The sequence below is a fragment of the Mesorhizobium sp. M0185 genome (assembly GCF_040322175.1).
In the GTDB taxonomy this organism is placed as follows: Bacteria; Pseudomonadota; Alphaproteobacteria; order Rhizobiales; family Rhizobiaceae; genus Mesorhizobium.
Map to the genome: position 1 here is coordinate 160,987 of NZ_JAMYSY010000007.1, position 25,019 is coordinate 186,005.

Here is a 25,019-nt window from a genome sequence, read left to right on the forward strand (position 1 = left end):
GAGGAAGACGACGATGATTGCGTTGAGGACATTGGCAGGTGCGGTGCTGGCGTTGTCGCTTGCTGCCGGCGCAGCACAAGCCCAGCAGGTGTTGTTCTGGTCGACACAGGCGCGACCAGTGGAAGAGACACAGAAGATGCGCAGCGAAGTGCTGAAGGGGTTTGACGGCCAGGTCGACTACCAGGTCGCCGAGGACGGGCCCTGGCTCACCCGCCTTCAGGCCGAACTGCAGGCCGGCTCCGGCACCATAGGCGTGCTCGGCGGCCTGCACGGAGACTTCTCCACCGTCGGCGCGAACCTTGTCGATCTCTCCGGCGTCGATCTCGGTGGCGTCAAGGTCAACGAGACCTACAAGAAGCTCGGCATGCTCGGCACCGGCGAGCAGAAGTACCTGCCATGGATGCAGGCCACCTTCCTGATGGCGGCCAACAAACAGGCGCTGCAATATCTGCCGGCCGGCACCGATCTCAACACCATCACTTATGACCAACTGATCGAGTGGGCGAAAAACATCGCTGAAAAGACCGGCTCGCCCAAATTCGGTTTTCCGGCCGGCCCGAAAGGGCTGAAGCACCGTTTCTTCGAGGGTTTTCTCCTTCCATCGTATACCGGCTCGATGGTGACGAAGTTCCGCTCGGCGGAGGCCGAGACGGCGTGGAATAAGTTCAAGGAATTGTGGCAATACACCAACCCGAATTCGACCAACTATGCCTTCATGCAGGAGCCGCTGCTGACCAGCGAAGTCTGGGTGGCATTCGATCACGTGGCGCGCCTCGCCGACGCCTTCAACCAGAAACCCGACGAGTTTGTCGCCTTCCCGGCGCCGGCTGGCCCGGCAGGCCGCGGCTACATGCCGGTGGTGGCCGGTGTCGCTATCCCGAAGACCTCGCCTGACATGGACAAGGCCAAGGCGCTGGTCGCCTATATGCTGAAACCGGAAACCCAGATCGCGACGCTGAAGGCGACAAACTTCTTCCCCATCGTCGACGTCAAGCTGCCCGACGACATGCCGGCCTCGGTGAAGGCCTTCAGCCCAGTGATCGCCACCATGACCGGAGCTCCCGATGCGTTGCCGGCGCTGCTGCCGATGGGACTTGGCGGCGTCGGCGGCAAGTTCAATCAGATCTACACCGACAGCTTCGAGCGCATCGTGCTCGGCGGCGAGGATGTCCACGGCGTGCTCGACGAACAGGCGACGGCGCTGAAGGCGATCATCGACCAGGCGAAGGCGCCATGCTGGGCGCCCGACAAGCCCTCGCAAGGCGCCTGCCCGGTCGATTAAGAATCCTCCCGGGCGTCCGGATTTCCAGCGCGCCGGGCGCCCACCCCTTTTGAAGCTTCGAATAGAGAGCGCTCCATGCACAGCAAGGCCCTGCCCTATCTGCTGCTGACGCCGGCGACGCTGTTCCTCTGTGTCTTTTTCCTCTACCCGTTCGTGTTGGTCGCCTTCGAGGCGTTCACCCGCGACGGCGGCTTTACGCTCGACAATTTCCGCACCATGGCGGGCAGCTGGAAGTTTCCGGTCACTGTCCGCAATACGCTGCTGCTGAGCGCCATCGTCGTGCCGATCCAACTGGTGATGGCGCTGCTGATGGCAACGGTGGTGTCGCGGCTTGAAACCGGGCGCAGCGCTGCGCTTTACATCTTCGCTATTCCGCTCGGCATCTCCGATCTCGCCGCCGGGCTGATCTGGCTCGCCATCTTCGACCAGTCCGGCTTCCTGAACACCTTGCTCTCCAATCTCGGCGTCATCGACAGGCCGGTCATGTTCCTCGGCTACCAGAGCAAGCTGACGATCTTCATCGCCGTGGCGCTGGCCGAGATCTGGCGCGCGACCGCCATCATGATGGTCATTCTGGTCGCCGGCATGGGGCTGATCCCCCGGGAATACTACGAGGCGGCGGAGGTTTTTGGCGCTAGCCCGTGGAAGCGCTTCATCAAGATCACGCTGCCTCTGCTGCGCCCAAGCCTGCAGACGGCGATCATTCTGCGCGTCATCCTTGCCTTTGAGGTCTTTGCCGTGGTTGCAGCACTCGGCGGCACCAATCTGCCGGTGCTGATGGGCGAGACCTACAATTGGCAGTTCACGCTGCAGGACCACAATGTCGCCGCCGCCATGGCGCTGTTCATCCTCGCCATCTCGATCGGCTTCACGCTGTTCTTCCTGCGGGTGCTGCGTGTGCCGAAGGAGACTCGCATATGAGCACTGTCGCGGAGCTCTCGATCGCCGCGCCTGAGGCCCGCAAAGCCGGCAATTGGTTGCTGGTCGCAACGGTCATCCTGCTTTGCGTCTGGGTGCTGCTGCCGATCTATCTGTTGATCGTCAACGCGCTGTCGTCGCCGGAAGAGGTGACCGCCTTTCCCAAGCGCTTCTTCCCGTCATTCGATTTCGGCAGCCTTTCTTTCTTCATCAAATTCGCCGGCGTCGCCAAGGCGCTGTGGAACTCCGTTCTCGTCGCCACGCTGACGATGCTCCTCTCGATCGGCTTCGGCGCACCCGCGGGCTACGCGCTGTCGCGCTTCGAATTCCCGGGCAAGGAAACGTTCCGTTTCGTTGTGCTGATGACCCGCGCCTTCCCGCTGCCGCTGCTGGCGCTGCCGCTGGCGGTGATGTTCATCCGCACCGGCCTCGACGACACCGCGATCGGGCTGGCGCTGGTCCACACCACGCTGGCGCTGCCGTTTGCGGTGCTGATCACCTTCTCGCTGTTCTCCGGCATTCCCGTCGAGCTGGAGGAGGCGGCCTGGACGCTCGGCTGCACGAGATTGCAGGCATTCCGAAAAGTCATTCTGCCGCTGGCGCTGCCGGGCATCGCGGCGTCGGCGGTGTTTGCCTTCACCATCTCCTGGAACGAGGTGTTTGCTGCCGCAGTGCTCACCATAGAGAACCGGACGCTGACCGCCTTCCTGTTGCAGAGCCTCGGCGAATCGCCGCTCTACCTCAAATTTGCCGGTGGCGCGGCACTGGTCATTCCGGCGCTGATCTTCATCTTCGCCGTTCGCAAATATCTGTTCGCCATGTGGGGGATCGCCAACCGATGACGCGCACAAAAGAGAACGCCGATGGCTGAGATCGTCATCAAGCAGGTGGCAAAACGCTTCGGCGGCTTCACCGCGCTGCATTCGATCGACCTGACCATCGCCGACCAGGAATTCATGGTGCTGCTTGGCGCCTCGGGTTGCGGCAAGACCACGCTGCTGAGGATCATCGCCGGGCTGGAAACGCCAAGCCAGGGCGAGGTCTGGATCGGCGGCCGTCGCGTCGACCATCTGCCGCCGCGCGAACGCGGCATCGCTATGGTGTTCCAGAATTACGCCGTGTTTCCGCACCTGACGGTATTCGAGAATATCGCCTTCGGCCTGCGCATGAAGAAGCTGCCGCAGCAGGAGGTCGACGGGCGCGTCAACCGCACCGCCGAGCTCATGCACATCGAACAGCTTTTGAAGCGCTATTCGGGCCAGCTTTCCGGCGGTCAGCGCCAACGCGTGGCTGTGGCCCGGGCCCTGGCGATGGAGCCTGACGTGATCTTGATGGACGAGCCGCTGTCCAACCTAGACGCGCTGCTGCGGCTCGAAATGCGCGCCGAGCTCAAAGGTGTGCTCGCGGCGTCCAAGACCACCACCATCTACGTTACCCACGACCAGGTCGAGGCGATGAGCCTCGCCGACCGCATCGCCGTCATGCATCAGGGCCGTATCGTCCAGGCCGCCTCGCCGGTAGAGGTCTACCGCAATCCGGCGGCCCGCTTCGTCGGCTCCTTCATCGGCAACCCGCCGATGAATTTCATCCCGGCGACGAAGACGGCCGACGGCAGTTGGACCGTCGCCGGGCTGACGCTGCCCGGCCCCAAATCGGACAAGCAGACGATAGAATTCGCCATTCGCCCCGAGGATGTGGACGCCGGCAACGAAGGTATTAACGCCACCGTGCGCGTTGTCGAGCCGCTCGGACCGCACACGCTGGTCAGCTGCGACGTCGAGGGCGGCCTGTTCCGCGCCATCCTCGAATCGAATGCCACGGTCGCCGTCGGCGATCACTTGCGGCTTTCGCCCAAACCCGATCGCGTCCGCTGGTTCGATCCCGAAACCACCAACGCCCTTTGATCCCCTTCGATTCTGAAAGTACGAACGCTCCGATGATATCTCTTGCTGTCGACGAAACCATCGCCCGCGCCGTCGAGGTGCTCAGGGAAAATGACCAAGGCACCTATACCATACCGACCAAGGGGCTCTACCCGTTTCAGTGGAACTGGGATTCCTGCCTGACCGCGCTCGGCCTTGCCCACTATGACGAGGCGCGCGCCTGGACCGAGATCGACACGCTGTTCGCCCACCAATGGCCAGACGGCATGGTGCCGCACATCGTCTTCCATGTCTGGAGCGACGGCTATTTCCCCGGGCCGGAGGTCTGGCGAACCAACCGCCCGACTGCCACCTCCGGCATCACCCAGCCGGCGGTCGCCGGTTTTGCCGTGCGCCGCTTGTTCGACCAGGCCAAGGACAAGACCCTGGCGGCCGAGCGCGCCCGCGCGCTGTTGCCGAAAATCGATGCCTGGCACCGCTGGTTCTACGAAAATCGCGACCCGGACGGCGAAGGGCTGGTCGCCATAATCCACCCATGGGAGTCCGGCCGCGACAACTCGATCGATTGGGACGAGGCGTTCGAGCGCGTGCCGACCGAAGGCGTCGAGCCCTACACCCGCCGCGACATCCTGCACGCCGATCCGGCGCATCGTCCAACCAAGGCACAGTATGACCGCTATGTCTGGCTGTTGCAGCATTTCCGCGGGCTTGGCTGGGATAATGCCCGGCTGCACGATGCCTCGCCATTCCAGGTCGTCGATCCCGGCTTCAACGCCATCCTGATCCGTTCCGCCGCCGACCTTGCCGATCTCGCCGAGGCACTTGGCGAAACCGAAATCGCAGAAGCCAATCGCGCCCGTGCCGAAAAGGGGCTTTCGGCAATGGAACGGCTGTGGAGCGACGCGCATGGCCAGTACATTTGTTTCGACCGAGTGGCCGGAAAGCATGTTGACAGCGCGTCGGTCGGCGGCATTCTGTCGGTATTTTCGGCCATCCCGGAAAGCCGGGCAGCGACCATCGCTGCAACGATCGAGCGCATCGCCGGCAAAACGCGTTACATCGTCCCGTCGCACGATCCTGAGGATGGGCGCTTCGACCCAAAGCGCTACTGGCGCGGCCCGGTCTGGCTGGTGGTCAACTACATGATCGCCGACGGCCTTGCCGTCGCCGGCCGCAGCCAAATCGCACAGCGCATCACGCAATCCAGTCTCGAGCTGATCGCCGAGAGCGGTTTTGCCGAATATTACGATCCCCTCAGCGGCGAGCCGCTCGGCGGCAATCGCTTCACCTGGACCGCGGCAATGGTGATCGAGTTCCTGAAGGGCAGAGCCTGAACGCTTCCGCCTAGGCCGCCGGCTACCAAAGCCCGTTCTGTCTGCCGAATAACAGTCGACCCCATTTGCGTCTGAGGCACGTCCTGGTCCATCAAAACAGGGCCAAGGCATGCCAATCTTCACCATGCCAGAGCTATAATAATTCTTCACAAACCGCTATCTATACTGCGTCGGGGCGGGGAGAAGCGCGGCTTGCGGCACTTGGCATTCCGGTCTTCGCCTGCACCCCGGATCTGTTTCCGGACATGATGGCGGCGGCACTGCGGCGGGAGGATATCGGCGCCTGGGCGGCGGGAGCCGACATCAAGCTCATTTGCGCCGAGGCTGAGGCGCCTGGGACGCGTGAGTGAGCGTTTGCCTCGGTCCAGAATACTGGGCCGCCCGCAGGTAAGCGCTTGCGGTCAAAGGTTTGACAAATAGCTGGCCGCGCCTATGGTCGACCTGTTACAGGAGCGACGCATGGCGAAGACAACCGGCTGTATTCTTGGCGGGTTTTCCGCACATTTGCTGAACAGTAGAAATCAGCCACGGCCGCTTTCACAGCCCTCGCCCTTCCCTCTCCCGGCCGCGTCGATGCGCCCGGGCCGTTCATGTCCTTGAGCCACATGTCGCAGAAAATTACCGAGCTTCTGTCGCGGCTGGAAAAGCGGCTGGACAGGTCAGCGATTGTCTCGGCTGAGGAGGCCGGACCACGCTACCGGGAAGATCCCGACGGCAAGGACGGCGCGCCGCCGGCGATCGTCTTGCGTCCACGCACGACCGGCGAGGTGTCGGACATTCTGCGCCTGTGCAACGAGGTCGGGCAAAGGCTCGTCGTCCAGGGTGGCCGGACCGGGCTTGCCGGCGGCGCTCGCATCCAACCCGGCGAAGCTGTGCTGTCGCTGGAGCGCATGACTTCCGTTGAAGCCCTCGACCGCGAGGCGGCGACCATCATCGCCGAGGCCGGCGCGCCGCTGCAAGCGGTGCAGGAAGCCGCCGATGCGGCCGGCTTGCTGTTCGGCGTCGACATCGGAGCGCGCGGCACGGCCACCGTCGGTGGCAATGTCGCCACCAATGCCGGCGGCATCCGTGTGCTGCGCTACGGCATGTACCGGGCGCAGGTGCTTGGGCTGGAAGCGGTGCTTGCCGACGGCAGTATTCTGACCTCGCTCAAGGGTTTGGCGAAGGACAACTCCGGCTACGACCTCAGCCAATTGTTCATCGGCAGCGAAGGCACGCTCGGCGTGGTCACGCGCGCATGCCTGCGGCTGCATCCGAAGCCGGCCACCGAGATCAACGCCTTTTGCGCGCTTGCTTCGCTCGACGCGGCGATCACGTTGCTTGCGCTGCTCAGGCGGAAGCTCGGGCCCTTGCTATCGGCCTATGAGGTGAATTTCGCACCGCTCTATGGCGCCATGATCGCCGGCATGGAGGCGCCGGCGCCGCTGCCCGCCGGCTCGCCCGTCTATGTGCTTGCCGAGATACAGGGCAGCGAGCCCGACCGCGACGGCGAACGTTTTGCCGCGGTGCTGATGCAGGCGGTTGAAGATGGCGTGATCGACGACGTGGTCGTCTCGCAATCGCCGCGCGAATTCCGGGCGCTCTGGGCGGTGCGAGAAGAGGCCAACCGTTTCCTGTTTTCGATGGCAGGCCTGATCGGCGTCGATATCAGCATCCCACTGGCGAGAATGGCGACTTTCCTGGGCGAAACAGAAGCCGCCATCAGGGCCGTCGACCCTGGCGCCGACATCTACGTCTTCGGCCATCTCGGCGATGGCAATCTGCATTATCAGGTCCGCACCGCGGATCCGGCGGCCGCATACGGCATCGTGTACCGCGGTGTTGCCACCGCCGGCGGTGGCGTTTCGGCCGAACATGGCATCGGCCTCGACAAGAAGGAATGGCTGCACCTTGTGCGCAGCGACGCCGAGATCGCGGCCATGCGCCGCCTGAAAGCAGCCTTCGACCCGAACAACATCCTCAATGCCGGGCGCATCTTCGACCTCGCGCCGGGCTGAAATCGAAGGCCGGTAGCGCTGGCCGGGTGCTGTCTCTATCTGGTCGCGCCCTTCAATTCCGCATGCGCAACCGCGATGCGGGCAGCAAGCGCGGCGTTGTTGCGGACCAGCGCGATGTTGGCCTTCAGGCTGCGGCCTTGCGAAAGCTCATTGATGCGTGCGAGCAGAAACGGCGTTAGTTCCTTGCGCCCGATGCCGCGCTTCTCGGCCTCAGCCACGGCCGCTGCGATCGTGCCGTCGATGAACGCCGGATCGAGCGCGTCCGCTTCGGGGATAGGGTTGGCGACGAGAATGCCGGTGCCGGATTCCATCTCGTCATGCAGCAGCATGGCTCGCGCGATCTCGTCGGGCGTGTCGAGGCGATGATCGGCCTTGAGCCCGCTGGAGCGGGTGTAGAAAGCCGGAAAATCATCGCTCCCATAGGCGATCACCGGCACGCGCTGAGTTTCCAGATATTCCAGCGTCTTCGCAATATCGAGGATCGACTTAACTCCGGCGCAGACGACGGTCGTGCCGGTTTGGCCGAGTTCGGTCAGGTCGGCGGAGATATCGAAAGTGGCTTCGGCGCCGCGATGCACGCCGCCCACGCCGCCGGTCGCAAAAATGCCGATCCCGGCTAAAGCGGCGATCCGCATCGTCGCCGAGACGGTGGTTCCGGCCGAGCCGCCGCGCACCATGATGGCGGCGAGATCGCGCCCGGAAGCCTTGACCACGCCCTTTGCCGCTGCCAGCTCTTCCAGTTCACGGTCGTCGAGGCCAACCTTGATCTTGCCGGCGACCACTGCGATCGTGGCGGGCACGGCGCCGTTTTCACGCACTACGGTCTCGACACCACGGGCAGTTTCCAGATTGACCGGATATGGCATGCCGTGGGTGATAATCGTTGATTCCAATGCCACCACCGCGCGGCCTTCATCAAGCGCAGCAGCGACTTCATCGTTCAGGTGGACAAGGAAAGGTTTCATATCATCTCGCTTTCAGGCAGGAATGCGGTACGGCCGGCGGCAAGGAAGCGCGGCGACAGATCGGGATGGACGCTGGATTCGCTCTCGGTGGTCAGTGTGGCAAGCAGCGCGCCGGTGCGCACGGCATGAGCGACCGGCTCACCCGAAAGCACCTTGAACAGTGTGCCGGCGATCATCGCGTCACCGGCGCCGGTGATATCGACGGGCTGCGCCGGGACGGAGTGCATGGTCGTCACACCGCTCTCGGTCGCAACGGCAAATCCATGCGCGCCCACGGTCACGATCACCTCGCCGGCGCCGGCCGCGCGCAGCGCTGCCGCTGCTTCCTCCGGCGTCAGCCGCCTGTCGGCATCCGTCATGCCGAGCATCGTATTGGCCTCGTCATGATTGGTGAACAGAAGATCGATGCCGGTCAGGTCCTTCGGCAGGCGCGCTGATTTCGGCGCCGATACCGTGTCGACTGCGAGCTTGAAGCGCGCACCCTGCTTGCGCGACATCAGTGCCGCGAGGGTCGCGGCCGGCAGATTGCAGTCGATGAACACCCATGTCGCCGAAGCCAGATGCGGCCAGAAGCGGTCGAGATAGGACGACGAAAACAGATCGAAGATCTCCATGTCGGCAATGCCGAGCACGAGGTCGTTGTTGCGGTCGAGGATGGCCGCGTATTCCGCCGTCGGCCGTTCCGTGGTGGTGATGACCTGGCTGACATCGGCGCCGAGGTCGCGCAGATGCCGCACCAGTGAGCGGCCGGTTTCATCGTCGCCGACGATCGAGACGAAGCTTATGTCGACGCCGAGGCGGGCAAGGTTTTCGGCGACGTTGCGGGCGACCCCGCCGAAGCTGCGATAGCCGTCGACCGGGTTCGACGTCTCGAAAATCAGATCCTTCTTGGCGTGGTATTTGCGGTCGAGCACCGCGCCGCCGACGCAGACCATGCGCTTGGACGTCGGCAAGACGTAACCACGGCCGAGAATGTATCCCTTGTTGACGAGTTGCACGATGTGGGCCGCGACCGTCGAGCGGGCGATGCCGAGCACCGTTGCTATGTCCTGCTGGCCGGCGAATGGGTTCGCGGCAATGAGATCGAGAACCGCTTGTTCCTGTGCTCCAAGGTCGTCCATTGTCTCACCCGGCCGTCAAATTCGAGGCTGAACGCTTTCGCAACAACAGATGACATTGTCAACATTTGTTTCGACCGGCGGCATTTGACCATTCGGCGCTCCCGCGACTCTCTGCCAGCCGGACGAAGAAAGCGGGTGAGCACATTGAAGAAAGCCATTTCACCAAGGAGGACGAAAGTTGCTCTTGTCGGCGTGCAGCGCCAGGGAGGAACTGAGGCCTTAACGCGAGACGGCGAAGAGCGCTAAGCCTTCAGCACCGAGACGGCCAATTCGCTGTTGTGGACGTATTCGTTGGCGTCAGGCTGCTTCTGCACGAGCAGGATGAACAGCAGGTCGGTCAGCGTCAGTTGTGCATCACGCGCAGTTATCGATGACGAGCGCGCGCGCTCTTCATCGGCGATCGTGTGGAGGCGAATGTCGGCAACCCGGCTCAGCGGATTGTCGCGAAGTCCGGTGACGGCGATCACGGTGGTGCCACGTTTGCGGGCAAGTTCAGCTATCCGCAGGGTTTCGATGCTCGCCCCGGAATAGGAGAGCGCGAACAGCACGTCACCTCGTCCAAGCGTCGAGACATTGGCCATTTGCACATGGCTGTCGCTGTCGTGCAGCACGTTGCGGCCGAGCTTCATCAGCTTGTAGGAAAAATCGCGCGCCACCAGCGAGGATGCGCCGACGCCGGCCAAATGAATGCGGCGCGCACCGTTCAACGCTTCGAGGGCCTTGCCGATTTCCTGCTCGGTGTTGGCCGCGACGGTCTGCTGCATCGACAAGAGCTTGCTGCCGATCAGCTTGCGCATGATGACCAGATAGCTGTCGTCGACCTCGATCGAACCGTGGATCATGCCGGCCGGCACGTGCCATTCCTGCGACTTGGCCTCACTGACGGCGAGCTTAAGCTCCTGATAGCTGGAATAGCCGAGCTTCTGGCTGAACTTGACGACGCTCGACTGGCTGCGGCCGATCTCGGCGGCAAGCGCCGCCGTCGACAGGCGGAGCATCTGGTCGGGATTATCGACGATATACCGACCGATCTCGCGGTCGCCGGGCGCCATGACTTCGAGCTTGGCCTCGATCTTCTTCAGGACGGACATGCGTTCCTCCATTGCCTGTCATCGACAATGCCAAGCCAAGGAATAAATTATTCCGTCTCTGATTGACAGCCAAGAATGAACCATCAAATCTCGACTGGTGCGGTTGCGGCCGAGCCTTCGGGCATGTCGACGATTCGGATATGAAAGATCGTAGACTCGCCGACAGCTCGGGATTAGGTCAGAGCCATGGACAAATTGCGGATCGTCGGCGGACACAGGCTTGAGGGCGCGGTGACGATCTCCGGCGCCAAGAACGCGGCCTTGCCGCAAATAGCGGCGGCGTTGCTCAGCCCCTATCCGCTGCAGCTGACCAACCTGCCTGAGGTGACGGATATCGACAACATGCTTGGCGTCGTCGGCCTTCATGGGGCCGAAGTCACCAGATCGGCGCATGCCGCCACAATCGATACCAGTGCTGCCGCTTCCAGGGAGACAAGCTACGATACAGTCAGGCGCATGCGCGCGACGGTGCTGGTTCTCGGTCCACTGCTTGCCCGCTTCGGCCATGCCCGGGTCTCGCTGCCTGGCGGCTGCGCGATCGGCGCACGGCCGGTCGACATGCATGTCGCCGCACTTGCCGCACTTGGCGCCGATATCGCGATCGAAAACGGACTGATCGTCGCGTCTGCGCCAGGCGGACTGAAAGGCGCGCGCATCGTTTTGAGCTCGCCGTCGGTCGGCGCGACCGAAACGGCGATGATGGCGGCGACGACGGCAAACGGCGAGACCGAGATCCTCAACGCGGCCCGCGAGCCGGAGGTGGCCGATCTTGCCGCCTGCCTGAACGACATGGGCGCGCGGATCGAGGGCGCCGGCACGCACCGCATCCTGATCGGGGGCAGCACAGACTGGCGCGCCGCCACGCACGACATCATCCCGGACCGGATAGAGGCCGGCACCTATGCCGTCGCAGCGGCCATCACCGGCGGTCAGCTCGAGCTGACCCACGCGCGGCTCGAGCACATGGCATCCGTCGTCCAGCTGCTCGAAGCAGCCGGTGTGAAAATATGGCCGGGCGACCGCGGGCTGATCGTATCGAGAGACGGGCCGCTCAAGGCGGTCGACGTGACGACGGAGCCCTATCCGGGCTTTCCGACCGATCTCCAGGCGCAGTTCATGGCGTTGATGTGCTGTGCCGAGGGCGCTTCGCTGTTGCGCGAGACGATCTTCGAGAACCGCTTCATGCATGTGCCTGAACTGATGCGGCTCGGCGCCAATATCAAGCTGCAAGGCACGATGGCGCTGGTGCGCGGAGGCGAGAAGCTGAAGGGCGCGCAAGTGATGGCGACCGACCTGCGCGCCTCCGTCTCGCTGGTGCTGGCAGCGTTGGTGTCGGAGGGCGAGACGACGATCAATCGCGTCTATCATCTCGACCGCGGGTACGAGCAGTTGGACCGCAAGCTCCGGCTGTGCGGCGCCCAGATCGAACGAATAAGGCAATGAGTGCCGGTGGGGCGTCTCCGCATTATTTCCTGGGCGTCGATGGCGGCGGAACCGGCTGCCGGGCGCGTATCGAAGACGAGGCAGGAACCGTGCTCGGGCAAGGCCTGTCGGGCCCGGCGACAACGCGACTCGGTATAGAGGTGGCCTGGGCCTCGATTGTCAAAGCCTTTGGTACGGCGATCGAAGAGGCAGGGTTCGCGGCGGCGGAAATCGCCAAGATCCGCGCGGGTATCGGTGTTGCCGGCATCGGCCGTAAGGGTGCGCTCGAGGCGTTTCATGCCATCGAACAACCCTTTGCGAGCATCGACTTCGTCAGCGACGGCGTCGCGGCTTGCCTTGGCGCGCATTCCGGCCAGGACGGCGCCATCGTCATAGCCGGGACCGGTTCGATCGGGCTCGGCTTTGTCGAAGGGCGCGACCTGCGCGTCGGCGGCTACGGTTTTCCGATTTCCGACGAGGGCAGCGGCGCCGATCTCGGACTGAAGGCAGTGCAGCTTGCCTTGCGAGCCCATGACGGCCGGCATGAGCGGACGGCGCTGCTGGCCGAGGTGATGCAGCGCTTCAAGGACGATCCGTTCGAGGCGGTGGCCTGGATGGACCGCGCCAGTGCGACGGACTATGCCGCCCTAGCGCCGATGGTGATCCGCCATGCCGACCAGGGCGATCCGGCCGGTCGGCGGATCGTGCAAGGCGCTGCCGAGCAGATCGACACCTTCGTGCGGGTGCTGTTCGAAAAAGGCGCGCCGCGGGTTACGCTGCTCGGAGGGTTGTCCAGCCCGCTTGAGCCATGGCTCGCTCCCGACGTCCGCCGACGGCTGAAGCCGGCCGACGGCGATGCGGTTTCGGGAGCCATAATCCTGGCCAGAAAATCCGTCTGCCGCCAGTGATGCCTTGCTCGGCAAGGAATATAATATTCCTACTTTCCGTTGACAGAGGGAATATCGAATTCTAAAAAGTTAACGAAACAGAACCGGCGCAGGCCGGTACGGAGCCGACGGCCAGGTGCAGGCACTGGACGCCGCTTGCCGCGGGCATCACAGTCCTGCTCGCAGTCGCACTTGAAAGTAAGCGAAGTGGTCGAACAAGGGTTGATGTCGGAGCTGGAGCGGCTGGTTTCCGAGGACCGGAACCCGAAAACCATGGACATCGATCTGTTGCCGACCCTCGAGGTGCTGCGCAAGATCAATGACGAGGACAAAGGCGTTGCGGCAGCCGTCGAGAAGGTCATCCCCGATATTGCTGCGGCCGTGGACCGGATCGTGAGCGCGTTCCAGAACGGTGCACGCCTTGTCTATATGGGGGCTGGCACCAGCGGCCGGCTCGGCGTCCTCGACGCCTCGGAATGTCCGCCGACCTTCGGCGTACCCGAGGACATGGTGGTGGGCCTGATCGCCGGCGGCGTCGACGCGCTGATGCACTCTGCGGAAGGCGCCGAGGACGATCCGAAACAGGGAATAAAGGCGCTGCAGGACATCAAGCTGACCGCTGGCGACGTGGTGGTCGGCATCGCTGTCAGCGGACGCACACCTTATGTGATCGGTGGCCTGACCTACGCCAAGGAAGTGGGAGCCACCACCGTGGCGTTGTCCTGCAATCCTCGATCGACCATTGCCGGCATTGCCGATATTGGCATCTCTCCGGTGGTTGGCCCGGAGGTCCTCACCGGCTCGACCCGGCTGAAATCGGGAACCGCGCAAAAGCTGGTGCTCAATATGCTGTCTACCGCCAGCATGATCCGCATCGGCAAGAGCTATCAGAACCTGATGGTTGACCTCAATCCAAGCAACAAGAAGCTTGTCGCAAGGGCGGTTAGGATCGTGATGCAGACGACCGGCTGCGCGGCACAGCAGGCACGACAGGCACTCGACCAGACCGGCAATGATGTAAAACTGGCAATCCTGGTGACGATCACCGGCATGGGGGTCGAAGAAGCACGTAAGGCGCTTGCCAACGCGGGAGGTTTCCTGCGCAAGGCGATAGGCGAAAAGACGGTGTAAGACCGCATGGATACTGGGCCGATGTTCCGGGGCGTGTGTCCCTTTGAAGCGGTCCGGGGAACTGCAAGGCATCTGGTTTAACAATAATGGGAGACGACAATGGTACGGCACATTGGCAAGAAACTGCTTTCCGGCATGACGCTCGCGGCAATGGTTGGCATCGCCGCGCTACCGGTGCAGGCGAGTGCGGCGACGCTGCATATGGCGTGGTCGCAGGACGCCACCGGTCTTGATCCGCACAAGCAGACGGCATTCTCCTCACTGCGGCTGCTGGAGCTGATCTACGAACCGCTGGTGCGGCTCGACGCAAATCTGCAAATCACGCCCGCGATTGCCGATTCATGGCAGTTCTCGCCGGACGGCAAGGAGCTGAGCTTCAAGCTCAATCCGAAAGCAAAATTCCAGAACGGCGCCGCCGTGACCTCGGCCGACGTCAAGGCATCGTTCGAGCGCATACTCGACGAGAAGACGGGTGCTGCGGCGCGCGCCAACTTTCTCTCGATCGCCAGCATCGACACGCCCGATCCAGCCACCGTCGTGTTCCACCTCTCGCAGCCGGACGTGCCGATCCTGACGGCGATGAGCGACGTCAATGCGGCGATCGTCCCGGCAAGCGAAATCGCGGCCGGCTCGATCGGCACGACAACGATCGGCTCGGGTCCGTTCAAGCTCGAAAAATGGGATCCGAATTCCAAGGAAGTGCTTGTCGCCAACAAGGACTGGGCAGGCGGCGCGACCGGCGTCGACGGCATCGAAATCAGCGTGCTGCCGGACGAGACGGCGATACTGGCGGCGATGCGCACCAAGCAGATCGATTTTGCCCTGCTCAACGATCCGCTTGTCGCCACGCTGGTGCCCAAGGAAGCCAGCCTGCAGTTGAACCGCGTGCCGGTGCTTGCCTATCACGTGCTGCAGCTCAATCCCTCCCGCAAGCCGATGACCGAACTCAAGGTGCGTCAGGCGATTTCCTGCGCCATCGACCGGCAGGAAGTGCTGGACACCGCCTCGCTCGGCGAAGGCAAGGTCACCGGCCCGCTGACCATCCCGGCACTGGCGACCGATCCGAAGCAGTTGTTCTGCTATAAGCGCGACATTGAGAAGGCCAAGCAGTTGATGGCCGAAGCCGGCTATGCCGACGGCTTTTCGGCGACCGTGATCGGCGCCACCGGCGAGCCGCCGACGGCAGCGGCGGAAGCCCAGGTCATCCAGTCGCAACTCGCAGAAATCGGCGTCAAGCTCGACATCAAGATGATGGAGCTCAACGTCTATGTCGACGCCTGGCTGAAGGGCGATTTCGACATGGCCGTCGCGCTGAACGGCGGCAGGGCCGATCCCTACACTATGTACAACCGCTACTGGACCAAGACGGGCAATCTGCAGAAGGTGGCGAACTATATCGACGACACGCTGGACAGTCTTATGCAGAAGGGCCGCACCGAGACCGACCCGGCAGCGCGCAAAGCGATCTTCGCCGACTTCGAGAAGCACATCACTGAGATGTCGCCCTGGATCTGGCTCTACACGTCCTACAGCTACACGGCACAGCAGAAGAATATCGCAGGATTCGAACCGGTGCCGACAGGCTCGCTGTTCAGCCTCGCCAAGGTGACGATCCAGTAGCTGCTTTGATGCCGGACGAGAGGATATTCTTCGCGTGAACTATCTGATGCGGCGACTGGCGACCTTCCCTCTCGTCCTGCTTGGCGTGTCCATCGTGGTGTTCCTGGCGATCCGGATGGTTCCGGGCGATTCGATCACGGCAATGCTGGGGACCGAAGCCGGCCTGCTGACGCCGCAGCAGCGCGATGCGCTTGCAGCTTATTTCGGCATCGACCAGCCTTGGTTCATCCAATACTGGCGCTGGCTGCTTGGTCTTTTCCAAGGTAATCTCGGCATTTCGTCCACCTATGGCAGGCCGGTGCTCGACGTCATCCTCGAGCGTTTCCCGCTAACGTTGGAACTCGCCCTGCTGTCGATGGTCATCGCCCTGCTTGTCGGTATGCCGGCGGGGATCTTTGCCGCCACCCATAACGAAAAGCTGTCCGACCTCGGCGTGCGCGTTGTCGCAATGATCGGGCAGTCGACGCCGAACTTCGTCCTTGCCCTGCTGATCATCTACACACTGTCGGCGGGGTTTGGCGTTTTGCCGGCGATGGGCGAGTTTTCGCCGCTGTGGCAGGATCCGCTGCGCAATCTCGGCCAGCTGTTGCTGCCTGCGGTCACGCTTGGATTTGCCTTCGCGGCTTCGGTGACCCGCATATCGCGTTCGGCGATGCTCGATGTGCTCAGCGACGACTATGTCAGGACGGCGCGCAGCAAGGGCGTTTCGGCGCGCGGCGTCATCTGGCGGCATGCCTTGCCCAACGCGCTCATCCCGGTCGTGACGCTGAGCGGCATAGAGTTCGGCTACCTCCTGGGCGGAGCTGTCATCGTCGAGCAGATTTATGCGCTGCCCGGTCTCGGCCGCATGGTGCTGGATGCCATCCTGCAGCGCGACTACGCGCTGGTGCAGGGGAGCGTGCTGTTCATCGCCTTCAACTTCATGATCGTCAATCTCCTCGTCGACCTTGCCTATGTCGCGCTCGACCCGCGTATCCGGCTAAGCGAGCACTGATGGCGACATTGCGGGCTATATTTGCGCATCCCAGCGGCCGCATCGGCGGTGCGATCGTTGCGCTTTATCTGCTGCTTGCCGTGCTTGGCATGCTGTGGCTGACGCCGCACAATCCGCTGACGCAGCACCGGGTCGAGCGACTGCATGCGCCTGACGGCACCTACTGGATGGGCACGGACCTGTTCGGCCGCGATGTCGCAAGTCGGCTGATGACCGGGATCGGCCAGTCCTTCATCGTGGCCTTCTTTTCGGTCGCCGTCGCGACACTGGCCGGCACCGTGCTCGGGCTGGCGGCAGCCTGGTTCGGGCGCCGCTGGGACGGCCTGGTGATGCGCATCATGGACGTTGTGCTGGCGTTCCCGGCGATCCTGCTGGCGCTGTTGATCGTCGCGGTTGCGGGACCGGGAACCTCGACCAGCGTCATTGCCATCGCCATCGTCTACACACCGATCTTCACGCGCGTCGTGCGAGGTCCGGCTCTGTCGCTCAAGGCGCGCGAGTTCGTCGACGCGGCCCGCACGTTCGGCAGCAGTGCGGGCTATATCGTAACACGGCATCTGCTGCTCAATCTGGTGGCGCCGCTGACGGTTCAGGTGACGCTGGCGCTGGCCTGGGCACTGCTGACCGAAGCCGGCTTAAGCTTCCTCGGGCTCGGCACGCAGCCGCCCGCCGCGTCGCTCGGCCTGATGCTGAGCGACAGCCGCAATCTGATGGAGACAGCTCCCTGGCTGATGATCTTCCCGGGCGTGGCGATCATGATCGGCATCCTCGGTTTCAACCTGCTCGGCGATGCGTTGCGCGATGTCCTCGACCCGAAGATGCGGAGATCGATCGCATGATCCCGCTGCTGTCCGTCAGCGGATTGCGCGTCGGCTTCGGCCGCAACCCGCAAGCCAATGAGGTCGTGCGCGGCGTCAGCTTCGATCTCGCCGACGGCGAAACGCTGGCCATCGTCGGCGAAAGCGGCTCGGGCAAATCGGTTACGGCGCTGTCGATCAATCGCCTTGTCGATTATGGCGGCGGCCGCATCACCGGCGGGTCGATCAAGCTGAGGCGGGCCGACGGCAGCACCTTCGACCTGACAGCCGCAGCCGAGCCGCAATTGACGAAGATCCGCGGGGGCGAAATCGGCATGATCTTCCAGGAGCCGATGACCTCGCTCAATCCGGTGCTGACCATTGGCTGGCAGATCGAGGAATCGTTTCGCCTGCATCGCGGCCTGACCGGACGACAAGCAACGGCGGCAGCCAAGGACGCGCTCGACCGCGTCCGTATTCCCGACGCAGCGAGGCGGCTGAAATACACGCCCAACCAGCTGTCGGGCGGCATGCTGCAGCGGGTGATGATCGCCATGGCGATTGCGTGCAACCCGCGCCTGCTCATTGCCGACGAGCCAACGACGGCGCTGGATGTTACGGTGCAGGCGCAGATCATGGCGCTGCTCGCCGAGTTGAAGCAGGAAACCGGGATGTCGATGATCTTCATCACCCACGACATCGGTCTGGTTGCAGGCATCGCCGACAAGGTGATGGTGATGCAAGGCGGAGAAGCTGTCGAGCAGGGCGCATTGAACCAGATATTGGACGATCCGCAGCATCCCTATACGCGGCATCTACTACATGCGGTTCCGCATTTCGCCGGCGGCAGCGCGACACGCAGGGACGCGCAACGCGAAACGCAAAAAGCTGCCGAGCCGGCGCTGAAGGTCGATGGCCTCGTAGTGCGATTTCCGGTCAAGGGTGGGTTTTTCAGCCGCGCCAGTGGTGCCGTGCACGCGGTGGACGGTGTGGATTTCGAGCTAATGCCGGGCGAGACATTGGCGGTCGTCGGCGAGAGCGGTTCCGGAAAGTCCACCACCGCCCGCGCGATTCTGGGGCTGGTGCGCTCGACGCGCGGCACAATCTCGGCCAGCGTGCGCAAGGCCGCCGCCGGGCAGAGCGCCCTTCCCGTGCAGATGGTGTTCCAGAATCCCTATGGCTCGCTTAATCCCAGACTCACCGTCGAAAACCTCCTCGCGGAGCCGGTGATCGCTACCGGCGGACGGATAACTGCTGAAACGCGGGCGAAAATGGCTGCGCTGCTGAAACGCGTCGGCCTTCCGGAAAACAGCCTGCAGCGCTATCCGCACGAATTCTCCGGCGGCCAGCGGCAACGCCTGTGCATCGCTCGCGCGCTGATGCTCAATCCTTCGGTTGTCGTCCTCGACGAAGCGGTTTCGGCGCTCGATGTGTCGGTGCAGGCCAGGGTGTTGAAGCTTTTGATCGAGCTGCAGCGTGAATTCGGGCTGGCCTATCTGTTCATCTCGCATGACATGGCTGTCGTCGAGCGGATCGCCCATCGCATCGCGGTCATCTATGCCGGCCAGATTGTCGAGATCGGCGATGCCAGATCGGTGCTCTCGGAGCCGAAGCACTCCTATACCAAACAGCTTATCGCGGCCGTTCCTACTATAGACCGGCGGCATGAACGTTTCGAGCTGGACACGCGCCAGGTCCCCTCGCTCGTGCGTCCGCTGGGGTTTGAGCCGGGCCCGGCTAATTGGCAGCAATTCGGGCCGGATCATAGAGCACGGGTGGAAGCGTGATGATTGTCGCCCAAGGATATGAAAGGCCGGAGGGACAGCCCCATCGCTGCCTTCCAAACGGAGGCGTAGTTGATCGACCATGATTTCTTCTCCCGCGTATTCGCCCCGCTCGAAGCGGCCGTGGCCGCATCGCGCATTCCGGGCGGCGTGCTCGGCATAGTTGACGGGGACGGCGAACGCATCGTCCGGGCAATCGGCTCAGCCCAAGTCGTGCCCAAGATACGGCCGATGCATGTCGGGACATGGTTCGACCTGGCATCCCTGACCAAAGTCATCTTCACCACGTCGCGTATCCTGGCACTGGCGGAAGAAGGCGTCATCGACCTCGACGCGCCGCTGATTTCCGTCCTGTCCGACCTTCGCCAATATGACGAAAAAGCCTGGGAACGGAACGTAACGTTTCGCCAGTGTCTCGGCCATCAGACACCGTTTCCCGCCGTCGCGCCAATCTACACCTATGGGCGTGACCCCGAGCTGCTGCGCGCCTTCATCCTCCAGCGCGAATGGCAGGCTGGCGAGCCGGTCTATTCCGATATCAACTTCATCCTGCTCGGCTTCGTCCTGGAGCGCCTGTCTGGCAAGACCATTCGCGACATAGATCCCCGTCCGGGCTTCGCGTTCTCCGCCGAACCGGATCAAGCGGCGGCGACCGAAGACTGCACATGGCGCCATCGCGTGCTCTGCGGCGAAGTCCACGACGACAATTGCTCGGCCTTGCAAGGTGCCGGTCACGCCGGCCTGTTCGGAACGGCGGCTTCGGTCCTCGACTTTGCGCAAGGGCTGCTGGACGGGACCGGCGCGTCGCAGCGTTCGATCGCGCTAATGCGCACGCCCTTGTCGGCAACCCGCACCCATGGCTGGGAGCGACCCTACGAAGGCTGGTCCGGCGGCCGGTTATGCAACCCCGAAACCATCGGGCATACCGGCTTTACCGGCACCGGGCTTTGGGTCGACTTCGACAAAGGCAGAGCCTGGAGCTTGCTCACCAACCGGATCCATCCGACACGTCATTTCAACAGCGGGATCGCAGCGCTTCGCCAAGCGGTCGGCGATCTCGTCAACGGAGCCTGACAACCATGAATCCGAAAAATGGCGAACCCATGTGGGCCGTCGGCCTGATGACCGGCACCGTGCTGGACGGCAATATCGATGTCGCGCTGATCAAGACCGACGGCGAACGGATTGACGACTTCGGCATCTACACGCTGGCCCCCTACCCGCAGTCGATCCGGACCTTGCTGGAAGAGACGCTGCGGCAGGCAAGGAGCTGGAATTTCACAGGGCCGGAACCGGCAATCTTCCACGAGGCAGAGGAAGCGCTGACGCGCGCCCAGTCCGCGGCGGTCAAGGATCTGGTCGAAAGCCACGGGCTGACGATGGCCGATATAGGGGTCGTCGGCTTCCACGGCCAGACCGTGCTGCACCGTGCCCCGCAAGTGGGCCGACTGGGCCAGACCCGCCAGCTTGGCGACGGCGAGCTGATGCATGCCATCCTTGGCGCCAGGGTCGCCTATGACTTCCGCTCGGCCGACATGCGCGCCGGCGGCCAGGGCGCGCCGCTGTCGGCCGCCTATCACGCCGCGCTGCTGCGCGAAGCCGACGCCACCGGCGACACGGCGGTGCTCAATCTCGGCGGCGTCGCCAACATCACCTGGTGGGACGGCACGGACAATGTTGTTGCCTTCGACACCGGGCCCGCCAACGCACCGCTGAACGATTTCATCAAATCGAAGGGGCTCGGCGAAATGGACCGCGACGGCGCCCTTGCCCGCGCCGGCACGGTCGACGAGGCACGGCTGGCCAAGCTCCTGCAGCATCCGTATTTGACCAAACCCTACCCGAAATCGCTGGACCGTTTCGATTTCGGCGCCTCGATGGCGGACGGAATGAACGCCGAGGATGGCGCAGCCCTGCTGACGGCCTTCACCGCGGCCGCCGTCGGCAAGGCGCTCGATCTTCTGCCGCGCCGGCCGAAGCGGCTGGTGGTCAGCGGTGGCGGTCGACACAACCCAACGATCATGGCCATGCTTGCCAGCCGCGCTGGCGTCGAAGCGGTTCCGGCCGAGGCGCTTGGCTGGAAGGGCGATGCGGTGGAGGCGGAGTGTTTTGCGTTCCTGGCAGTGCGCGTGCTCAGAGGCTTGCCGATCAGCTTCCCCAGTACGACCGGCGTGCCCCAGCCGATGCGCGGCGGACGCCTTGCCGGCTAACTAAGCCAACAATTTCTTCTGCAGGAAGATGCGGCTGCGGCCAATGGGGAAATCGGCAAGCACGCCGAAGGGCAGATAGCCCTGGCGTTCATAGGCCTTGGCGGCCCTGGGATTGAACGTGTCGATCCAGGCGCCGTGACAGTCGCGCGCGATCGCCTCCCTCTCGGCCGCCTCGAGCATCCTGCCGGCCATGCGGTGACCGCGCAGTTTTTCATCGACCCAGAGCCATTGCACATAGAGCCAGCCCCAGGCGGTGTATCCCGAGATGCCGGCGACAATAGCGCCGTGCTCATCGCGCACGAACACGGCCAGTGTCTTCCTGCCGGAGGCACCGACATCACCGTCGTTGAACGCCGTAAGCCGCTCTCCAAGAAAAGCCAACTCGTGCGGCGAGGGATCGGCGGTTGTCTCAAGCGTTGTATTGTTCATCCGCCAAGCATCTATCGAAGGACGGGACCGAGACGCAAGCCTTGCTGCGCTATAGCTTCGGCGAACGCCACGCCGCTGCCGCAGCAGCGATTAGCACGAGCAAAGCTGCAATCACCGCCGATGCTGCAAAACCGAACGTGGAATAGAGCGGTCCGAACGCCGTGGTGCCGACGAACACCGCAAGATAGGTCACCGCGCTGTTCAAACCCATGATCGTGCCGCGACGCGCAGGGTCGAGCGCCGACAGGCGCATCACCAGGACGTTCAGCCCGAAATGATTGGCAAGGCCCCAGACGGCTATCACCGCTACGGTCAGATGAAAACTACTGCTTGCCGCGGCAATCACTACATAGACGACCGCGACAAGCAGATAGGCAAATGGCATGACACGCCGCGCGCCTAAGCGGTCGATAACGCCGTCAAGAAGTGCCGCCGTGCCAAAGCCGGCGCCATAGGCGAGCGCGGCAAGCCCATTGGCACTGACCGGCCGTCCCAAGCCGTTGTGAAGGTGATCGCCAAGATAGCCATAGACACCGTAGAACGCGGTCATGAAGGCGGCGCAGGCAACCAGAAGCGGCACGATGCCCGGAACGCTCAAGGCGCCCAGTGGCGTCGGCGCCGGGCCGCTCCTCCTGACATCGCTGAGCGACGTCAGAGACAGGCTGGCCAATGCGACTGCTGCGAGCACCGCGACCGCCGCGAAAACGGCGCGCCAATGTACCAGATCGGCAAGTACGGCCGACAGCGAAACGCCGGCGACCATGCTCAGCGTCCAGCCGGTCAGCACGACGCCTATGGTGCCGCTTTCACGACCGGGCGGCGCAATCGCGGCGGAGCTGGCATAGATTGCCGGCATGGCGACACCTGCAGCGATGCCGGCGAGAAGCTGGGCCGCGACCAGCGCCGTCACGGTCGGCGCAGCGGCGCTGGCGACGAGCGCTATCGCCAGCAGCAGCAACGCCCCTTGCAGCATGCGGCGGGCGCCAAACCGATCGATATAGCGCGCCAGGAACAAGGCGCTTGCCGACGTCCCGAGCCCGAACGCGGCCGACGCGATCATAACCGCCGGCACGATTGTGCCGAAGGACGCGGCCACCGCCGGCGCGATCGGACTGAGCACCAGCGAGTTCGAGCCGATCACGGCAATGCACCCCGTCAGCAGGTAAGCGAGTGCCGGGATTGGCGGCTTGGGGGCCGCTGCGAATGTGGCGACTTGATCAGTGTTCGACATATGGCAATAATGGCCGTATTAAATTCTGCATCAATCGGGAATTTTAATATGGATGAAGAAACAGATGGCATTCCGCAGAACAGGCCCGCCGCCCGCGATATCGATGCAACCGACCGAAAAATATTAGGCGTTCTGGTCGACGACGCCACGATCAGCTATGCCGAGCTCGGCGACCGTGTCGGCCTTTCACCGCCGGCAGCCCATGAACGCGTCAAGCGCCTCCGGCGCAGCGGCGCCATCCGCAACACCGCGGTCATCATCGATCCCAAGGCGGTGCACAAGCCGCTGCTTGCCTTCGTCCATATCGACACAAAGGGGTGGGGAAAGACGCCGGAGCTGATGGCAATCTCCGAACACCCCGAAGTCGAGGAGATCCATTCGGTGGCCGGCGACACATGCATGCTGATCAAGGTCCGCACCGAGGACACGCGGGCGCTCGAGGGCCTGCTGTCGCGCCTCTACGAAACACCCGGCGTCACCTCGACCCGAAGCTATGTGGTCCTGTCGACCTATCTCGAGCGGCCGGTGCAGCCGGGGATAACGACGGAATGGCCGACCCCCCGGCACGTGGCCAAGCCGCTTTATTAGCTCAAACGATTCTCACGCGTATCCAAAGTCGAACCGGAAACGTCTCAGGCACTGCATCCTGTGGTCATCCGTCCGGCCGGTTCGTTTGCGCCAGTTCTTGGATCCGACGGGATGCCTGTTGCGCAACCGGAGACACGCGATGAGAAAATTGATCGTGGGCAGCTTCATTTCGCTGGACGGCGTCATCGAAGCACCAATGGAATGGGCGTCACCGTTCTTCGACGAGGAGATGAAGGAACACTCCTATGAAAAGGCCGGCGAGGCGGATTTTTTCCTGCTCGGCCGCGTCACCTACGAAATGTTTTCGGCGCGTTGGCCGCAGGTCAAAGGCAGCAAGTACATGGACCGCATGAACGGGCTGAAGAAGCTCGTCGCGTCGCGCAGGCTCAAGGCAGTGAGCTGGAACGCATCGCTGATCGAAGGCGACGTCGCTGCCGAAATCACCAGGATCAAGCAGCAGGCCGGCGGCAACATATTGAAGTATGGAGTGAGCAATCTCGACCAGACGCTGCTCGCCAACAGGCTTGTCGACGAGTATCAGCTCTCGATCGTGCCGACCCGCGTCGGCCCTGGCAAACGCGCTTTCCAGGATGTCGACCCGTCCCTGGTCAAGCTGGAGCTTATAGATACGCACCGTTTCAAGAACGGGGTCATTACGCTGACCTATGTCCCGCTATGATCCGTATGCCATGAAGATGCAGCCAGGACTTGACCCGACCGGGCTTTTCGACGTCCGCTACGCCGGTTTTCTGGAGACAGTCGCGCATTTGCGTGGACGGCTGCACCGCTACTGTGCACGCATGACCGGTTCAACGCTCGACGCCGAAGACGTGATGCAAGAGGCGCTGTTCGAGGCCTATCGGAAGATCGAGAAGCTGGACGATGCGAGTGCTCTTCGCCCCTGGCTGTTTCGCATTGCGCATAATCGCTGCATCGATTTCCTGCGAAGCCGGCAGGTGCGTCGGCATGCGGAGGCCAATTTCGCCGACGACGAGATCGTCCTGCCGGTCGAGCCGGCGGGCCAGGGCGCGGATCGCGCCATCGAGCGGCTGGTGACCCACCTGCCGCCCAAGGAGCGCGCCTGCGTCCTGCTCAAGGATGTCTTCGACTATTCGCTGGAAGAGATTGCCGATCTCGTCGGCTCGACCGTGGGCGGCGTCAAAGCTGCGTTGAACCGAGGCCGCTCTAAATTGGCTGCCTTGTCGGGCGAGTCGATCGTGCGTTCGGAGTGCCAAAGCGATCCGGAACTTCTGGAATTGCTTGTCTTATGACTTTCGCTGCCGAATGGGTCAGAAAGGAACGCTGAGAGAGGGTAGCCGCCCTCCCTCAGCGGCG

Annotated in this window: 23 protein-coding genes; 18 read left to right on the top strand and 5 right to left on the bottom strand. The window is 63.2% G+C overall.

Annotation, left to right across the window (positions count from 1 at the left end; all coding sequences use genetic code 11):
- Positions 1-13 precede the first annotated feature (13 nt).
- From NKJ20_RS08500 to NKJ20_RS08525, 6 genes are all read left to right on the top strand, one after another.
- Positions 14-1,282, top strand: coding sequence for an ABC transporter substrate-binding protein (locus NKJ20_RS08500; RefSeq protein WP_352743521.1), 1,269 nt, complete (start codon positions 14-16; stop codon positions 1,280-1,282).
- A gap of 75 nt (positions 1,283-1,357) precedes the next feature.
- Complete coding sequence (locus tag NKJ20_RS08505; protein ID WP_352452410.1) at positions 1,358-2,203, top strand: carbohydrate ABC transporter permease; 846 nt, start codon at positions 1,358-1,360, stop codon at positions 2,201-2,203.
- Positions 2,200-3,042 (top strand): carbohydrate ABC transporter permease, encoded by an 843-nt coding sequence (locus NKJ20_RS08510; RefSeq protein ID WP_352452409.1) that lies wholly within the window; start codon positions 2,200-2,202, stop codon positions 3,040-3,042. The genes NKJ20_RS08505 and NKJ20_RS08510 overlap by 4 nt, the downstream gene beginning before the upstream one ends.
- A 21-nt stretch (positions 3,043-3,063) precedes the next feature.
- A complete protein-coding gene (locus NKJ20_RS08515; RefSeq protein ID WP_352452408.1) occupies positions 3,064-4,104 on the top strand; it encodes an ABC transporter ATP-binding protein in 1,041 nt (346 codons plus the stop codon).
- A 32-nt stretch (positions 4,105-4,136) separates the two neighbouring features.
- Positions 4,137-5,417 (top strand): amylo-alpha-1,6-glucosidase, encoded by a 1,281-nt coding sequence (locus NKJ20_RS08520; RefSeq protein ID WP_352743523.1) that lies wholly within the window; start codon positions 4,137-4,139, stop codon positions 5,415-5,417.
- A gap of 605 nt (positions 5,418-6,022) precedes the next feature.
- Positions 6,023-7,414, top strand: a complete 1,392-nt coding sequence (locus tag NKJ20_RS08525) for an FAD-binding oxidoreductase (protein ID WP_352743525.1) — start codon at positions 6,023-6,025, stop codon at positions 7,412-7,414.
- A gap of 35 nt (positions 7,415-7,449) precedes the next feature.
- On the opposite strand, the gene NKJ20_RS08530 is transcribed toward NKJ20_RS08525, so the two are convergent.
- The 3 genes from NKJ20_RS08530 to NKJ20_RS08540 all read right to left on the bottom strand — a co-directional run bounded on the left by NKJ20_RS08530 (position 7,450) and on the right by NKJ20_RS08540 (position 10,591).
- A complete protein-coding gene (locus tag NKJ20_RS08530; RefSeq protein ID WP_352743527.1) occupies positions 7,450-8,379 on the bottom strand; it encodes a pseudouridine-5'-phosphate glycosidase in 930 nt (309 codons plus the stop codon).
- Complete coding sequence (locus NKJ20_RS08535) at positions 8,376-9,500, bottom strand: carbohydrate kinase (protein ID WP_352743529.1); 1,125 nt, start codon at positions 9,498-9,500, stop codon at positions 8,376-8,378. The genes NKJ20_RS08530 and NKJ20_RS08535 overlap by 4 nt, the downstream gene beginning before the upstream one ends.
- A 242-nt stretch (positions 9,501-9,742) precedes the next feature.
- Positions 9,743-10,591 carry a MurR/RpiR family transcriptional regulator gene (locus NKJ20_RS08540; protein WP_352743530.1) on the bottom strand — a complete coding sequence of 283 codons (849 nt, stop codon included), beginning with the start codon at positions 10,589-10,591 and terminating at the stop codon, positions 9,743-9,745.
- A gap of 186 nt (positions 10,592-10,777) precedes the next feature.
- Here NKJ20_RS08540 and murA point away from each other — a divergent pair, with 186 nt between their 5' ends.
- The 9 genes from murA (at position 10,778) to NKJ20_RS08585 (ending at position 21,436) form a co-directional block, all read left to right on the top strand.
- Positions 10,778-12,034: a UDP-N-acetylglucosamine 1-carboxyvinyltransferase gene (gene murA / locus NKJ20_RS08545; RefSeq protein WP_352743532.1), complete on the top strand. Its 1,257-nt coding sequence runs from the start codon at positions 10,778-10,780 to the stop codon at positions 12,032-12,034.
- Positions 12,031-12,921, top strand: a complete 891-nt coding sequence (locus tag NKJ20_RS08550) for a glucosamine kinase nucleotide-binding domain-containing protein (RefSeq protein WP_352743533.1) — start codon at positions 12,031-12,033, stop codon at positions 12,919-12,921. Before murA ends, NKJ20_RS08550 begins: the two co-directional genes overlap by 4 nt.
- A 186-nt stretch (positions 12,922-13,107) precedes the next feature.
- Positions 13,108-14,031, top strand: coding sequence for an N-acetylmuramic acid 6-phosphate etherase (gene murQ, locus NKJ20_RS08555; RefSeq protein ID WP_352569444.1), 924 nt, complete (start codon positions 13,108-13,110; stop codon positions 14,029-14,031).
- A 99-nt stretch (positions 14,032-14,130) separates the two neighbouring features.
- Positions 14,131-15,651 carry an ABC transporter substrate-binding protein gene (locus tag NKJ20_RS08560; RefSeq protein WP_352472241.1) on the top strand — a complete coding sequence of 507 codons (1,521 nt, stop codon included), beginning with the start codon at positions 14,131-14,133 and terminating at the stop codon, positions 15,649-15,651.
- Between the two features lie 34 nt (positions 15,652-15,685).
- Positions 15,686-16,645, top strand: coding sequence for an ABC transporter permease (locus tag NKJ20_RS08565; RefSeq protein WP_352452397.1), 960 nt, complete (start codon positions 15,686-15,688; stop codon positions 16,643-16,645).
- Entirely contained in the window at positions 16,645-17,484 is an 840-nt protein-coding gene (locus NKJ20_RS08570) for an ABC transporter permease (RefSeq protein ID WP_352743536.1), read from the top strand. The genes NKJ20_RS08565 and NKJ20_RS08570 overlap by 1 nt, the downstream gene beginning before the upstream one ends.
- Complete coding sequence (locus tag NKJ20_RS08575; RefSeq protein ID WP_352743538.1) at positions 17,481-19,229, top strand: ABC transporter ATP-binding protein; 1,749 nt, start codon at positions 17,481-17,483, stop codon at positions 19,227-19,229. Before NKJ20_RS08570 ends, NKJ20_RS08575 begins: the two co-directional genes overlap by 4 nt.
- 69 nt (positions 19,230-19,298) lie before the next feature.
- Positions 19,299-20,300, top strand: coding sequence for a serine hydrolase domain-containing protein (locus NKJ20_RS08580; RefSeq protein WP_352743540.1), 1,002 nt, complete (start codon positions 19,299-19,301; stop codon positions 20,298-20,300).
- 5 nt (positions 20,301-20,305) lie between these two features.
- Complete coding sequence (locus NKJ20_RS08585) at positions 20,306-21,436, top strand: anhydro-N-acetylmuramic acid kinase (protein ID WP_352743542.1); 1,131 nt, start codon at positions 20,306-20,308, stop codon at positions 21,434-21,436.
- Here the strand turns inward: NKJ20_RS08585 and NKJ20_RS08590 are convergent, their stop codons facing one another.
- Positions 21,437-21,865: a GNAT family N-acetyltransferase gene (locus NKJ20_RS08590; RefSeq protein WP_352743543.1), complete on the bottom strand. Its 429-nt coding sequence runs from the start codon at positions 21,863-21,865 to the stop codon at positions 21,437-21,439.
- A 49-nt stretch (positions 21,866-21,914) separates the two neighbouring features.
- Positions 21,915-23,096, bottom strand: coding sequence for an MFS transporter (locus tag NKJ20_RS08595; protein WP_352743545.1), 1,182 nt, complete (start codon positions 23,094-23,096; stop codon positions 21,915-21,917).
- 48 nt (positions 23,097-23,144) lie between these two features.
- Between NKJ20_RS08595 and NKJ20_RS08600 the strand changes: the two genes are divergently transcribed.
- The 3 genes from NKJ20_RS08600 to NKJ20_RS08610 all read left to right on the top strand — a co-directional run bounded on the left by NKJ20_RS08600 (position 23,145) and on the right by NKJ20_RS08610 (position 24,955).
- Positions 23,145-23,684 carry an Lrp/AsnC family transcriptional regulator gene (locus NKJ20_RS08600; protein ID WP_352743546.1) on the top strand — a complete coding sequence of 180 codons (540 nt, stop codon included), beginning with the start codon at positions 23,145-23,147 and terminating at the stop codon, positions 23,682-23,684.
- A gap of 139 nt (positions 23,685-23,823) precedes the next feature.
- Positions 23,824-24,363, top strand: coding sequence for a dihydrofolate reductase family protein (locus tag NKJ20_RS08605; RefSeq protein ID WP_352743548.1), 540 nt, complete (start codon positions 23,824-23,826; stop codon positions 24,361-24,363).
- A 10-nt stretch (positions 24,364-24,373) separates the two neighbouring features.
- The gene (locus tag NKJ20_RS08610) at positions 24,374-24,955 is read left to right on the top strand and encodes an RNA polymerase sigma factor (RefSeq protein WP_352743550.1); all 582 of its coding nucleotides are present in this window, start codon (positions 24,374-24,376) and stop codon (positions 24,953-24,955) included.
- The last annotated feature ends 64 nt before the right edge of the window (positions 24,956-25,019 follow it).